The organism is Arthrobacter sp. AG258, assembly GCF_004364695.1.
Lineage (GTDB): Bacteria > Actinomycetota > Actinomycetes > Actinomycetales > Micrococcaceae > Arthrobacter.
The window spans coordinates 16,213-29,355 of record NZ_SOBI01000015.1; the positions used below are offsets into that span (position 1 = coordinate 16,213).

Below are 13,143 nucleotides of genomic sequence, written 5' to 3' on the forward strand. Positions count from 1 at the left end.
GCGATAGAGTCTAGGAAGCGCCCATAGGGTGCCCGGCCCTGGCCGGAAGGGATCAAGCGGAGGTAACAGTGGCGAAGGCAGCACCGGCGGAACAGTTGAAGTTGCTCGAACTGCAAGGACTGGACGCCAGGCTGACCGGCCTCGCCAACCGCCGTCGGACGCTCGAAAATGATCCCCGGATCAAGGACCTCGAAGCGGCCCTGTCCGTGGCCAACGGAGAACTGGGCGCGGCCAAGGTGGCCGTGCATGACGCTGAAGCCGCGCTCAAGCGGGCGGAAGCCGACGTCGAACAGGTCGCTTCGCGGATCGAACGCGACGAGGCCAGGCTCAACAGCGGAACCGGGCTCTCCAAGGACCTTGTGGCCCTGCAGAAGGACATTGAATCGCTGAACAAGCGGCGCTCAGACCTCGAAGACGTGGAACTGGAAATCCTGGAGCGGCTGGACACGTTGCGGGAACGGCAGGCCGCCCAGCAGGCGATCGTTGATGACATCCAAGGCTCGTTCGGCACGATCCGGGCAGAGCTGGACGCGGCCCTCGCCGAGGTGGCCGCCGAAGCCGAAGGGCTCGTGGCCCGGCGCGCCGAATTTGCCGCAGGCCTTGACGCAGGCATGCTGGCCGTCTACGAAAAGACCCTCGCCAAGCGGGGCGTGGGCGCCGCGCGGCTCTTCCACGGGACATCGGAGGCCTCGGGGATGAAACTCAGCCCAGGCGACCTTGCCGAGATCAAGGCGGCCGCGGCGGATGACATCGTGTTCTGCCCGGATTCCGGCGCCATCCTGGTCCGCTCGGACGACTGGGCCTGAACCGCCGGCGCCTCAGCCAGGCAGGATGATGTTCAGGGCATGGGGCCTGCGTGCCGTACCCGGCACAAGCTCCGCCTCCCATTTTTCGCGCGCAACCTTCACCAGGTCCGAGGCCGCAGCCGGAGCCTTCCCGCGGCGGGCCAGCAGGTGCCGGGCCAGTTCGCCGCGGGTGTGCTTGGCGAAATGGCTCACCACTTTCCGGACTCCTGCGGCTTCGGCAAAGACGTTCACGGTGACCGTACGCTCCGGCGGCGCCGCCCAGGCGGCGGCGTAGGTGCTCGAACGGCAGTCAACCACCAGATGGCCCTCAGCGGCGCGGCCCAGCGTGTCATCCAGCTGTGCCTTCCAGAACGAAGCCAGCCGGCCGACGTCGGGCAATGCCGTCCCCATGGAAAGCCGGTAGGCGGGCACGCTGTCGCCAAAGCGGATTGCCCCCCACAGGGCGGAGACCACCAGCACGGACTCGTCGGCCTTGCGCCGCTGCGCGGGCGTCAGGCTCCGGTATCCCAGGGCGTCATACAGAACCCCCGAGTAGATGCTGTGTGCCGGCGCGGCCGGCTCAGCGTGGAGGCGGGTGTTGCGTTCGACGTCGCCCCGCAGGGAGGCGCCCACGCCCAGCAGCGAGAGGGCGTCCGGGTGCCCGCTGACCGCTTCCAGCGCCGCCAGGACCTTGGTGCGGCAGGGATTGAGCTCAGGGAAACTCAGCGAGGGCCAGTCGACGGCGGACCCGCGGCGCGCGGGTGTCTTGCCTTCGGAAGGGGGTAGCAGAATCAGCACCGTCCGATCCTACCGGCGACAAAAGCGGTCGGAGGCGCCGGTAGACTGGATCCGGATGGGACAGCCAGACGGCCGCGCGCCACGCAAGTGGCTCGAGGAACGTCCGGGCTCCGCAGGGCAGGGTGGTGGGTAACGCCCACTCGGGGTAACCCGCAGGCCAGTGCCACAGAAAACAGACCGCCTGCATGTCCGGCCTTGGCCGGAGAGGGCAGGTAAGGGTGAAACGGTGGTGTAAGAGACCACCAGCTTCCCGGGTGACCGGGAAGGCTAGGTAAACCCCACCCGGAGCAAGGCTAGACAGGACACGTTCGAGGGCTGCCCGCCCGAGTGTCCGGGTAAGCCGCTGGAGGGTGCCGGCAACGGTACTCGTAGATGGATGGCCGTCGCTCCCTTGCCGGCAACGGCAGGGGAGAACAGAACCCGGCGTACCGGCTGTCCCATCCGCAAAACCGGGTTTGACCTTGGGCGCTGTGTTGGGGATGCTGGACCGTGCCCGTTATTACTGATCTCCGGCCGGCCGCCGGAACGGCCGGAACCTTGCCCGGCCTGCGCTCCCAAATTGTCGCCTTTGCGGGCTTCCTTGGACTGTCTGCTGCGGCGTGGGTGCTTGCCTCGATCCCCATCATCCTCAATTCCACGGGCTGGTATGCCGGCTCGCTCAAGGCGCCGTGGATGCCGCCGTCGCTGATGTTCCGGATCACCTGGATGGTGCTGTACGTCGGGGTGGCCGCCGCGGCGTGGCTGGTCTGGCGCAAAGGTGGATTGACCGGCCCGGCCCTGGCAGGGTACTCCGTCCAACTCGTGCTCAACGCCGCGTGGCCGGTGGCGTTTTTCGCGATGTACCCCATGGCAGGCGCCGCGGCTTTGTGGGCGGCATTCCTCGTCATCTGCACCCTGGCCGCGACCCTGGCGTTCCTGATCGTCCGGTTCGGCCCGGTGGACGCCACCGCAGGGCTGCTGGTGTTGCCGTACTTCTCCTGGGTGGTCTTTTCCGCCAGCCTCAACTTGTATGCTGCCATCCACAACTGAGCCCACGGGGTGAGCCGTGTGAGTGATTTCACGCAGCGCAGGCGTGTTCGGGGGGCTGCGCCAAATTAGAATGGATCCCGGACGCAGGAGTTCTACCGCCGAAAGTTGCGTTCGCAGCCGGCGGTTTTTCTTTGCACGCGATCCAGGTGCCTGGGGGCCGACCCCTGCAGGTGCCGGTGCCCCTGGACATCATCAGGTGGCCTACATCTGTGTACGAGGACGTACACGGCTGACCCGAGGAAGGTATTTCAGTGAGCCAGACGTCTGATTCTTGTCTTGATACGTGGATGGGCCGGGAGGCCCTCGCCGAGGCCATGATCCCGGTGATCGGCAGGCTGTACCGGGAAAACAACGTGGTGACCAGCATCCACGGCCGGAGCCTGATCAACAAGTCCACCATGAACATCCTCAAGGCACATCGCTTCGCGCGCCGGATGAGCAAGGACGAACTGCTCCTGGAGGACACGGCACCGCTGCTCAACACGCTGGCCGGGCTGGACCTGGGCGCCGCCGCGATCGACATCGCCCGCCTGAACCAGAAATTCAAGGAAGAGGGCAACGGGGCCACCCTTGAAGAGTTCCTCCGCGCCGAACTCGCCGAGATCGTTGGCAAGCGTGGCGGCGACGAACGTACCAGCACCGATGTGGTGCTCTACGGCTTCGGCCGCATCGGCCGGCTCCTGGCACGCCTGCTGATCGAAAAGGCCGGTGGCGGCCACGGCCTGCGCCTGCGCGCCATCGTGGTCCGCCGCGGGTCCGACAACGACCTTTCCAAGCGGGCCAGCCTGCTCCGCCGGGACTCGGTCCACGGTTCCTTCGAGGGCACCATCCGGATCGATGAAGAGGCCAACACCATTACGGCCAACGGCGTCCGTATCCAGGTGATCTACTCGAACGATCCCGCCACCATCGACTACACCGCCTATGGAATCAAGGATGCCCTGGTGGTGGACAACACGGGCCGCTGGCGCGACGCCGAAGGACTGTCCCAGCACCTCCAGAGCAAGGGTGTTGCACGCGTCCTGTTGACGGCTCCGGGAAAGGGTGAACTGAAGAACATTGTCCACGGCATCAACCACCGGGACATCGACGACTCCGACCGGATCGTGTCCGCAGCCTCCTGCACCACCAACGCCATCACTCCGGTCCTGAAGGCCATCAACGACAAGTTCGGCGTGATCCACGGGCACGTGGAAACCGTGCACTCCTTCACCAACGACCAGAACCTGATCGACAACTTCCACAAGGGCGACCGCCGCGGACGCTCGGCCGCGCTGAACATGGTCATCACCGAAACCGGTGCCGCCAAGGCGGTGGCCAAGGCCCTGCCCGAGCTCCTGGGCAAGCTGACCGGCAGCTCCATCCGCGTTCCCACCCCGGACGTCTCCCTGGCCATCCTGAACCTCAGCCTAGAGAACGGCACCACCAAGGATGAGGTGAACAACTACCTGCGCGAGATGTCGCTGCACTCGGACCTGCGCAAGCAGATCGACTACATCGACTCGCCCGAGGTGGTCTCCACCGACTTCGTGGGTTCCCGCCGCGCCGGCATCGTTGACGGCCTGGCCACGGTGTCCACGGACAAGAACCTGGTCCTCTACGTCTGGTACGACAACGAATTTGGCTACAGCTGCCAGGTGGTCCGGGTCATGGAGGAGATGGCCGGCGTGAACCCGCCGTCGTTCCCTGCCAAGGAAAGCGCGGCCGCCCTGGCCGCCATCGCCGTCTGACCAAAAGCGACACGTCCTGCCAATTCCCGGCTGGTTCACTGGAATCAGCCGGGAAACCGGACCAGACTGGTGGCATGGACAACGAATCGACGCTTCAGCACGAGACCACCCTCGAACACGCACTCGACGTGGCGAAGGCCAACCACAAGGAAGCCCTCAGGCTCCTGGAGGGCGCCCGCGCCGCCCACCAGGCCGGGGACGCCAGCGAGGAGCGTGTCCGCCAACTCGAGGAACTCCTGGCCACCGCGGAGGAGGACCTCCGGAGGGTCACGCGCGAGCAGTAGATGCCGCGGGCGGGTGAGGGATCACCCGTCCTCCACAGTGTGGATATCGGCCGCCGGCCGGGCTCCCCGTCATAGGCTCGTGGGGTGCCTCCCACTAGTGATCCGGTATCACCGCCGTGACTGTCAGCTGGTCCGACTACCGCCGTGCCTGCCGCCGGTCCCGGCAGGCTTGGGGTCTGCTGGCCGCCTTCGCCGTCTCAGCGGTGGCCGCGCTTTTCTGGTTCTTCACCGCCGGACAGTTCGCGGCAGCCGGACCTGCGGCCGCCGGGCCGACGGAGGCGCCGGTGTTCGATGCCGCTTGGATGAAGCCGGTGGCGGAGCCCCATCCGGTACCGGGAGGGGCCGCCGTTTCTGCCCTGGATGGCCTGGCCGTGAAGGGCAGGGCGCCGAATACCGGCTACAGCAGGGAAGCCTTCGGCCAGGCGTGGCTGGATGTGGACCGGAACGGGTGCGATACCCGCAACGACATCCTGCGGCGCGACCTCGCGGGAGTCATCTTCGCCGACGGTTCCACCTGCAAGGTATCGGGCGGTCATTTCCAGGAGCCGTACACCGGACACGCCATTGAATTCCGCCGCGGCGCCGACACCAGCAGCGCGGTGCAGATCGACCATGTGGTGGCCCTGGGCGACGCCTGGCAAAAGGGCGCGCAGGGCCTGACCCCGAAGGAACGCCAGAGCCTCGCCAACGATCCGCTCAACCTGATCGCCGCCGACGGGCAGGCGAACCAGAAAAAGGGTGCCGGTGACGCCGCAACGTGGCTTCCGAAAAACACTGCGATCCGCTGCCACTATGTAGCCCGGCAGATCTCCGTCAAGGCCGCCTACGGCCTGTGGGTGACTGCGGCGGAGAAGGATGCCATGAAGAAAGTGCTGGCATCCTGCCCCGGGCAGCCAACGATCACCGCCGGCTGAGGGGCGGCCCGGGAACCGCTTAGTGGCCGAACGGGTCGGGATCGACGCCGGGCATCCAGGTCAGCCCTGGCACGCCCCACCCGTTCTTCTTGGCCTGTTTCAGGGCCTTCCGGGCGTAGCGGTCCATCAACCGGTTGACGTACAGCTTGCCGTCCAGATGGTCGAATTCATGCTGGATGACCCTGGCAAACCAGCCCGTCGCCTCGAACTTCACCGGCTCGCCGAAACCGTCGAAGCCTTCCACCCGGGCCCACTCGGCCCGCTTCAGCGGGTACTGCTCGCCCGGGAAGGACAGGCAGCCCTCTTCTTCCTCGTCCGGGTCCGGGGCGGCGCCGGAAACCTTGGAGAGGGTGAGGACAGGGTTCACCAGCACACCGCTCGGTGGCGCGCCGTCGTCGTTGGCGTACTTGTACACGAAGATCCGCTTGCCCACGCCGACTTGCGGCGCCGCGAGTCCCACGCCGTTGGCGGCGTCGTTGGTCTCGAACATGTCGGCAATCAGGCTGCGCAGTTCGTCGTCGAAAACCTCGACTTCGGCTGCCCGGCGGTGCAGGACGGGCTCGCCCCAGATGGTAATCGGCAGAACGGTCATAGCATTAGTCCTTCGGCTTCGGGGCCGGCAGCGCCGGCGTCCCTGCACGTATCTTGGTGGGACACAACAAAGGAGGCCGCACCGGATATCCGGTGCGGCCTCCTTGTTGACGGCTGCAAGTGCCGCCCCGTGAGGGTGAGCGACGGGGGTTGAACCCGCGACCTCCTGGACCACAACCAGGCGCTCTGCCAACTGAGCTACGCCCACCATGTGTTTCAAGGTCAGGCCGTGTTACCGGCTCCCTGGAAACGCAACTCAAATAGCTTACCTGCTTGGAAGGGGTGCTTTGTCCACTTTCGGCGATTTCCGCGAAATTTCCTCCAAACGTGGCGCAGATTACTCGCCGGCAGGGTTGGCAGCGTCGCCGCTGGTGATGCGCCGGGCGATCTTCTGGGCGGTGGCGCTGTCAGGGCCCGGCGCCGGCACGAACACCGCTTCGCGGTAGTAGCGGAGTTCATCAATGGAGTCCTTGATGTCGCCCAGTGCCCGGTGGCCGCCCTTTTTCGCCGGTGACTGGAAGTACGCCCGCGCGAACCAGCGGCGGGAGAGTTCCTTGATGGTGCTGACATCGATCACCCGGTAGTGCAGGTGCTCCACGACGGCGGGCATGTCGCGGGAGAGGAACACCCGGTCGGTGCCCACGGAGTTGCCGCCCAGGGGAGCCTTCCGCGGATCCGGAACCCACGCGGAGATGTACTCCATGACGGCGGCCTCAGCCTCCGCCATGGTCTTGCCGTGGGGGAGTTCCGCCAGGAGCCCGGACTTGGTGTGCATGTCCCGGACGAAGTCGGACATCTGGGCGACGGCCGCGTCCTCGGGCTTGATCACCACGTCGACACCGTCCCCGAGGATGTTCAGTTCCGAATCGGTGACCAGGGCTGCCACCTCGATGAGGGCGTCGTTCTTGATGTCCAGGCCGGTCATTTCGCAGTCGATCCAGACGATTCGTTCGTTAGATATAGGCACCGGACCAGCCTACCGTTACCGCCCCGGACGCCCCGCCGATGCTAGGATTTCGGGTACGCGGCGGGTCGCCCCGCTGCCTTCGAAGATGTCCCGGCCGCCCACGCGGTCCGCCGGGTAACAGCGGAAACGCAAGAAGATTGGACATTCCTGAGATGACGGCGCCTGTGCCCGCAGCGGGGGAGATGGCGGCGGCTGGTACTGCCCCGGCGGGCGGTGCCGAGGTGGACAATCCCCGCTCTCCACTGCTTGCCGGCTTCCTCGGGTCGATGTTCATGATGTTCGGTTCCGCCGGCGTGGGCTGGCTCGCGCCGGTCTCCGAACTCCGCCGCATGCCGCTGTTCATCTGGATGCGCACCGAAGCGCCGGGCGTGGCCCTGTCCATCGTGCTGGTGGCGGCAGGGGGCATGCTGCTGGTGCGCGCCTGGCTGCGGCTCGGCCAAAAAGTCCGGGTGTGGGGCGGCCAGGCCCGTCGCGCCACGTTGGCGGCGGTGGTGGCGTGGGGGCTCCCCATGATGTTCAGCGTCCCGTTGTTCAGCCGCGACGTCTATGCCTACATCGGCCAGGGGCGGCTGATGGTGGAAGGGTTCAACCCGTACGAAAACGGCATTTCCGCCCTGTCCAACTACTTCCAGCTGGGCGCCGACAAGCAGTGGACCGAAGCTCCGGTTCCCTACGGCCAGCTGTTCCTCTGGATCGAGCAGTTCGTTGTGTGGGTGACCAACGTCCAGCCGGAAGCCTGCATCATGCTGTTCCGGCTGGTTGCCGTGGCCGGCGTGGTGCTCTGCGTGATCTACGTGCCCCGGCTCGCAGAGCTGCACGGCATCAACCCGCACAGGGCCTTGTGGCTCACCGCGGCCAACCCGCTCTTCCTGACCAACTTCATTGCCAGCGTGCACAATGACTCACTCATGATCGGGCTGGCCCTTGCCGGGCTCTACTACTCCGCGACCCGCCGGGAGGTCCGGGGCGTCGCGCTGGTCACGCTGTCCATCGCCGTCAAGCCCATCACCATCGTGTTCCTTCCGTTCATCGGCCTCCTCTGGGCGGGCAGGAACGCGGGGTGGCTGCGAAAGATCGCATTCTGGGCGCTCACGGCCGGCCTGAGCCTGGCGTTGCTGGCCCTGATGAGCCTGGTCAACGGCTTCGGCTTCGGCTGGATCAACGGACTCTCCGCCCCCGGCAGTATCTCCATCTGGTATGCCCCGGTGGGCCTGCTCGGCATGGTGGTGGGGTCCCTTGCCAACGCGTTCGGCCTCGACGGCTCAGTCCCGGCGGGCTGGGTGTTCGACGCCGGCAAGCTGCTTGCCGTGGCCATCCTTGCCTGGCAGATCCTCAAGGGCGACCATGACCGGCTGATGCGCCGCCTCACGCTCGGCCTGGCCGCCGTGGTCCTGCTGGCCCCCATCATCCAGTCCTGGTATGTAGTGTGGCTGATTCCGTTGTTCGCCGTGACGGGCATTCGTAATGACTGGCAGGTCAAGGCCCTGTACTTCGTGGTGTCGTTCTTCATGATCTACGCAATCTCGGACCAGCTGGACGTCTTTCCCTACCTGCAGACCCAGGACCTGGGCTTCGCCCTCCTGCTGGCCCGGATTGCGGCTGCCCTGACCGCCTTGCTCTTTGGGCTTTACCTGATCTTTTGGGATCCCGGCACCCGCCGGCTGTTCCGGAAGTCGCACGAGCCCGTCGTCGAACGTCCCGTCATTTAGCGTGGACGCTGCGGCTGGCCGGCGCTGATCCTCCGCAGGGCCTCCCTGCGGGACAACGGACTCATCTCCTGCCCGTGCAGGGCGACGAATTCCTGCACCCACTCGGGCGCCGTTTTGGCGTGCTCGCGCAGCGCCCAGCCGATCGCTTTGCGGATAAAGAATTCCCGGTCCGCCAGGTTCGGTTCAATGACATCGGCAAGCAGCACCGTATCGGTGGCTTCCTTGGCCCGCAGCTGCGATGTGATGGAAGCGCGCCGAATCCAGAAGTCCGGATCACGGCTCCACGTCCTCAGCACCGCGGACATCTCGGCCGGGTGAGCCAGCAGCAGGGCGCAGATCCTGCCGGACACGCCGTCCGCGAAATCCCACCATGCTCCGGTGCGGATGATTTCCTCGTACACCGGCAGCATGTCCAGGTCTTTGGCAACCAGCCGGTTGCCGGTCAGGTCGATGGCTGCATAGCGTTCTTCCCGGAACGCTGCCGTGCGCCACAGTTGCAGTGCTGTGGCGCGCAGCCCGGCGGCTGATGCCGGAGGAAACTCTGCCGTAGCGTGCGCCGCGATCCGCCGGACATCCGGGACCCGGACACCCAGGGACGGAACAGAAGACTTCATGTACGCCTGCGCGCCGGCGGCACGATGGGGATCGGACAGCTCCCACAGTGCGCTCCTGACGGCGGCGATAAGGTGCTGGTCGGGTGCCGCTTCCATGGGGCAACTCTAGCCAGCCGGATTCCGTTGCGATGACGTATGCTGTTTTAGCGCTAACAAAGATCATCGCGGAGGAAGCCATGCCCGGAACCGAAGTCCGCATTACCCACGGACCCTACACCGCCGTCGTGACCACCCGCGGTGGCGCCCTCCGGGAGCTGCGCTGCGGGGACCGGAACCTGGTGGTGGGCTTTGGGCCGGAGGGCGGGGTCCCGGACTACCGGGGCGTCATCTGTGCACCGTGGCCCAACCGGCTCGCTGACGGCGCCTATTCGTACGCCGGCCAGTCCTATTCGGCCGCCATCAATGAGCCGGAGCGCGGATCGGCCCTGCACGGACTGGCCATCCATCAGGCCTGGGACATTGTGGAGGCATCGACGGACCGGGTGGTGTTGGGCTGCCGCGTTCCGGCCGGGCCGGGCTACCCGGGCAGCCTGGAACTCACGGTCGCCTATTCCCTCTCCGATGACGGCCTCCGCGGTACGGTCACCGCCGTCAACACCGGTACCCGGGCCGCGCCGTATGGAGTGTGCCCCCATCCCTACCTTGTCGCCGGCCCTGCTCCACTGGATGACTGGTCCCTGGAACTTCCGGCAGCTGCCTACCTCGAGGTCACCCCGGACCGGCTGCTCCCGGTGGCCATCCGGCAGGTGGAGCAGGATGCCTTCGACTTCCGCCTCCCGCGCAGGTTGGGACCGGTCAGGATCGACCACGCTTTCACCGGTATCTCCCGCGACGCTGCCGGACTGGCGCGCGTGCGCGTCATGGATCCATCGGGCTCGGGCGTGGAGCTTGAATGGGGGCCGGAGTGGCCTTGGGTCCAGGTGCACACGGGAGACAAGCCTGTCGGTCCGGACCGGCTGGGCCTCGCGGTTGAGCCCATGACCTGCCCGCCGGACGCGTTCAATTCCGGAACGGACCTGATCCACCTGGAGCCGGAAGAGTCCCACTCGGCGGGCTGGACGATCCGCGCGGTGGACCGGCGGGGCTAAAGGCGGCCGGCTCCTGCGGTGAGGGTTGCTGCGGCCGTGGGCTCCGCCCAGCCGGTGCGAACCAGCCAGGACGCGCACAAGGACGTCCACTGTCCGGGGCCGGGGTCACCGGCTGCCAGTCCGAGTCCGTGCCGCCCTTCCGGGAAGACGTGCAGTTCGGCAGGAACGCCGGCGGCGATCAGCGCCTTGGCGTAGTTCAGGCTGTTGGCCACCGGGACAGCGTCGTCGTCCGCGGTGTGCCAGAGGAAAGCTGGCGGGGTCCGGGCTGTCACGTTCCGGTCGGCGGAGAGGTCCGCAAGAAGGTTCGACGGCGGCAGCCCGCCCAGGAGGTTGTCCACCGACCCCTGGTGCGTGTCCTGGATCAGCGACACCACAGGGTAGCAAAGGACCGAGAGGTCCGGGACGGCGGCATCGACGTCGAGGTGCCGGTTGCCGGTGGCTGCTGCGGTGGACAGCGTGGCCGCCAGATGGCCGCCGGCCGAGAATCCCAGGACGCCCACACGCTCGTGGTCCACGGCCAGGCCGTGCGGTCCGCTCCGGATGGAGAGCATGGCCTCCTTGGCGTCTTCAAGGGGCGCCGGGTGGCGGTCCGGCGCCACTCGGTAACGCAGGACGAAAGCGTGGATACCCAGCGCTGCGAGCCATTCCGCAACCGGCTCCGCCTCGTGGTCCGCCTGGCGCGCGTAACCGCCGCCGGGCAGGACAAGGATGGCCGGGCGGGGGCCCGCGGCTTCAGTGCGGGCCGGAACCGCGGTGATCCTTCGCGGCATCATACGGCGGCGGCCTCGGTGCTGCGCCGCAGCGTGACCTCGCCGGTAACGGCTTCGTCGGACGCTGCTTCCTGGTCCTGGCCGGCCGGGCGGGGGCGGGTGGCCCTGGTTGCCAGCCGTCCGATATCTTCGAGCGGCAGGCGCACGGTGGACAGGGCCGGCCGGAAGTCCCGCAGCGTTTCGATGTCGTCGAAACCTGCGATTGACGCGTCGCGGGGAATCCTCAGCCCCTCGGACCGCAGTGCTGCTGCGGCGCCTATCGCCATCACGTCGTTGACCGCGAAAATGCAAAGCTTCGGCGCGGCAGGGTTGCCGGCGGAGGCTGCCTTGATCCGTGCGGCCAGTTGCAGGCCGGCCTCGTAGCCGCCCGAACGGTTGAAAGCGCTCCTGAGCACCTCTGCCGGGCGGTGTCCGGCGCGTGCCAGGCCTTCCTGGAAACCCCGGACCCGGTCATCGGAGGTGTACAGGCCGTCGGGCCCGCCGATGATGACGAAGTCGCCATCCCAGCCGGCGGCAAGCTCGGTGGCCAGCCGGCCCGCAAGCTCCTGGTTGGGGACTTCGACGACGTGGTAGCCCTCCAGTGCGGTGGCGCCCACCACGGGATGCCCCACCACTGCCACCCTGCCGCCGTTGCGGCAATAGCGGTCCAGTTCGGCGGCCAGCTGTGCGTTGCCCTCCTGGTCCTCGGCACGGCAGGAGCGCGAACCGGCGATCACGATGGAGTCGGCACGGCGGGCGGCGAAGGCGGCCACGGCCTCCTTTTCTTCAGTGGGGCCGCCCCCCGTCGTGGCAAGGAGCACCATTTTCCGCTGTTCCCGAGCGGCATCCTGCACGCCGCGGGCAATGGCGGCGAAATACGGGTCGGCGATGTCGTGGACAATCAGGCCGATCAGGCCCGAGCTGGATTTGGCAAGGCCCTGGGCTTGCGCATTGGGGATGTACCCCAGTGAGTCCGCCGCCTGGCGGACGCGCTCGGCAATGTCCTTGCCTGGGGTCCGGGCGGAGCCGTTCAGCACGCGGGACGCCGTGGCAGGCGAGACGCCGGCGAGGCGGGCAACCTCGGTAAGGGTACTAGCAGCCACAGCATCTCCTGGTGGTCGGGGCGGCCTCAACGGCTAAGGACATTATGACAGTTCAAACTACTTCCGGAAAGCGCTTGCCAAGCGGAACGGCGCGGTGCATCATGGAAACAGAGGGAATGCGCTTTCCCGATTCGTCTTGAGTACACCTTGCTCACTCACCGTGGAGGACACATGGGCTTCGAAACTAAAACGATCCGTATTGCCATGAACGGCATCACCGGCCGCATGGGCTACCGCCAGCACCTGCTGCGGTCCATCCTGCCCATCCGCGACGCCGGCGGCTTCACGCTGGAAGACGGCACCCGGGTCCAGGTGGAGCCCATCCTGGTGGGCCGCAACGAAGCCAAAATCCGCGAGCTGGCGGAGCAGCACAAGGTGTCCGAGTGGACCACGGACCTGGACGCCGTGATCAACGACCCCACCGTGGACGTCGTCTTCGACGCGTCCATGACCAGCCTGCGCGCCGCCACGCTGAAAAAGGCCATGCTGGCAGGCAAGCACATCTTCACAGAAAAGCCGACGGCAGAAACCCTGGAGGAGGCCATTGAACTGGCCCGCATCGGCAAGGAGGCCGGCGTGACGGCCGGCGTTGTGCACGACAAGCTGTACCTTCCCGGCCTGGTCAAGCTCCGCCGGCTGGTGGACGAAGGCTTCTTCGGCCGGATCCTGTCCATCCGCGGCGAGTTCGGCTACTGGGTCTTCGAGGGCGACGTCCAGGCGGCCCAGCGCCCGTCCTGGAACTACCGCAAGGAAGACGGCGGCGGAATGACCACCGACATGTT

The 13,143-nt window shown here is 66.8% G+C and carries 14 protein-coding genes, 1 tRNA gene and 1 other RNA gene; 9 read left to right on the forward strand and 7 right to left on the reverse strand.

Annotation, left to right across the window (positions count from 1 at the left end):
- The first annotated feature begins 68 nt into the window (after window positions 1–68).
- Entirely contained in the window at window positions 69–806 is a 738-nt protein-coding gene (locus tag DFO47_RS20645; RefSeq protein WP_133832869.1) for a C4-type zinc ribbon domain-containing protein, read from the forward strand.
- 12 nt (window positions 807–818) lie between these two features.
- Here the strand turns inward: DFO47_RS20645 and DFO47_RS20650 are convergent, their stop codons facing one another.
- Entirely contained in the window at window positions 819–1,583 is a 765-nt protein-coding gene (locus tag DFO47_RS20650) for a peroxide stress protein YaaA (RefSeq protein ID WP_133832870.1), read from the reverse strand.
- Between the two features lie 56 nt (window positions 1,584–1,639).
- Between DFO47_RS20650 and rnpB the strand changes: the two genes are divergently transcribed.
- From rnpB to DFO47_RS20675, 5 genes are all read left to right on the forward strand, one after another.
- Window positions 1,640–2,027, forward strand: an RNA gene (rnpB, locus tag DFO47_RS20655) — RNase P RNA component class A.
- Window positions 2,028–2,072: 45 nt separating this feature from the next.
- The gene (locus DFO47_RS20660; RefSeq protein ID WP_165837974.1) at window positions 2,073–2,612 is read left to right on the forward strand and encodes a TspO/MBR family protein; all 540 of its coding nucleotides are present in this window, start codon (window positions 2,073–2,075) and stop codon (window positions 2,610–2,612) included.
- A 251-nt stretch (window positions 2,613–2,863) separates the two neighbouring features.
- Entirely contained in the window at window positions 2,864–4,342 is a 1,479-nt protein-coding gene (locus DFO47_RS20665; protein ID WP_081624127.1) for a glyceraldehyde-3-phosphate dehydrogenase, read from the forward strand.
- Between the two features lie 74 nt (window positions 4,343–4,416).
- Window positions 4,417–4,626 carry a hypothetical protein gene (locus tag DFO47_RS20670; protein ID WP_018761610.1) on the forward strand — a complete coding sequence of 70 codons (210 nt, stop codon included), beginning with the start codon at window positions 4,417–4,419 and terminating at the stop codon, window positions 4,624–4,626.
- Between the two features lie 116 nt (window positions 4,627–4,742).
- Window positions 4,743–5,540: an HNH endonuclease family protein gene (locus DFO47_RS20675; RefSeq protein WP_133832871.1), complete on the forward strand. Its 798-nt coding sequence runs from the start codon at window positions 4,743–4,745 to the stop codon at window positions 5,538–5,540.
- A 19-nt stretch (window positions 5,541–5,559) separates the two neighbouring features.
- Here the strand turns inward: DFO47_RS20675 and def are convergent, their stop codons facing one another.
- The 3 genes from def to orn form a co-directional block, all read right to left on the reverse strand.
- The gene (gene def, locus DFO47_RS20680; protein ID WP_133832872.1) at window positions 5,560–6,132 is read right to left on the reverse strand and encodes a peptide deformylase; all 573 of its coding nucleotides are present in this window, start codon (window positions 6,130–6,132) and stop codon (window positions 5,560–5,562) included.
- A gap of 134 nt (window positions 6,133–6,266) precedes the next feature.
- Window positions 6,267–6,339, reverse strand: a tRNA-His gene (locus DFO47_RS20685).
- Window positions 6,340–6,468: 129 nt separating this feature from the next.
- Entirely contained in the window at window positions 6,469–7,098 is a 630-nt protein-coding gene (gene orn, locus DFO47_RS20690; protein WP_081624126.1) for an oligoribonuclease, read from the reverse strand.
- 152 nt (window positions 7,099–7,250) lie between these two features.
- Between orn and mptB the strand changes: the two genes are divergently transcribed.
- Entirely contained in the window at window positions 7,251–8,807 is a 1,557-nt protein-coding gene (gene mptB / locus DFO47_RS20695; RefSeq protein WP_208294441.1) for a polyprenol phosphomannose-dependent alpha 1,6 mannosyltransferase MptB, read from the forward strand.
- Here mptB and DFO47_RS20700 read toward each other — a convergent pair.
- Window positions 8,804–9,517, reverse strand: coding sequence for a DNA alkylation repair protein (locus DFO47_RS20700; RefSeq protein WP_133832873.1), 714 nt, complete (start codon window positions 9,515–9,517; stop codon window positions 8,804–8,806). The genes mptB and DFO47_RS20700 overlap by 4 nt on opposite strands.
- An 80-nt stretch (window positions 9,518–9,597) precedes the next feature.
- On the opposite strand from DFO47_RS20700, the gene DFO47_RS20705 reads away from it, so the two are divergent.
- Window positions 9,598–10,509, forward strand: a complete 912-nt coding sequence (locus DFO47_RS20705) for an aldose 1-epimerase family protein (protein ID WP_133832874.1) — start codon at window positions 9,598–9,600, stop codon at window positions 10,507–10,509.
- On the opposite strand, the gene DFO47_RS20710 is transcribed toward DFO47_RS20705, so the two are convergent.
- Entirely contained in the window at window positions 10,506–11,282 is a 777-nt protein-coding gene (locus DFO47_RS20710) for an alpha/beta hydrolase (RefSeq protein WP_133832875.1), read from the reverse strand. The two genes, DFO47_RS20705 and DFO47_RS20710, sit on opposite strands and share 4 nt — an antisense overlap.
- A complete protein-coding gene (locus tag DFO47_RS20715; protein ID WP_133832876.1) occupies window positions 11,279–12,361 on the reverse strand; it encodes a LacI family DNA-binding transcriptional regulator in 1,083 nt (360 codons plus the stop codon). Before DFO47_RS20715 ends, DFO47_RS20710 begins: the two co-directional genes overlap by 4 nt.
- A gap of 171 nt (window positions 12,362–12,532) precedes the next feature.
- On the opposite strand from DFO47_RS20715, the gene DFO47_RS20720 reads away from it, so the two are divergent.
- Window positions 12,533–13,143 (forward strand): Gfo/Idh/MocA family oxidoreductase (locus DFO47_RS20720; RefSeq protein WP_133832877.1); only part of this gene is annotated, 611 nt, incomplete at its 3' end.

Bases quoted from the DNA above. Each gene is read 5' to 3' on its own strand.
- DFO47_RS20670 (WP_018761610.1), top strand. From the start codon at position 4,417: ATGGACAACGAATCGACGCTTCAGCACGAGACCACCCTCGAACACGCA.
- mptB (WP_208294441.1), top strand. From the start codon at position 7,251: ATGACGGCGCCTGTGCCCGCAGCGGGGGAGATGGCGGCGGCTGGTACT.
- DFO47_RS20710 (WP_133832875.1), bottom strand. From the start codon at position 11,282: ATGATGCCGCGAAGGATCACCGCGGTTCCGGCCCGCACTGAAGCCGCG.
- DFO47_RS20700 (WP_133832873.1), bottom strand. From the start codon at position 9,517: ATGGAAGCGGCACCCGACCAGCACCTTATCGCCGCCGTCAGGAGCGCA.
- DFO47_RS20705 (WP_133832874.1), top strand. From the start codon at position 9,598: ATGCCCGGAACCGAAGTCCGCATTACCCACGGACCCTACACCGCCGTC.
- def (WP_133832872.1), bottom strand. From the start codon at position 6,132: ATGACCGTTCTGCCGATTACCATCTGGGGCGAGCCCGTCCTGCACCGC.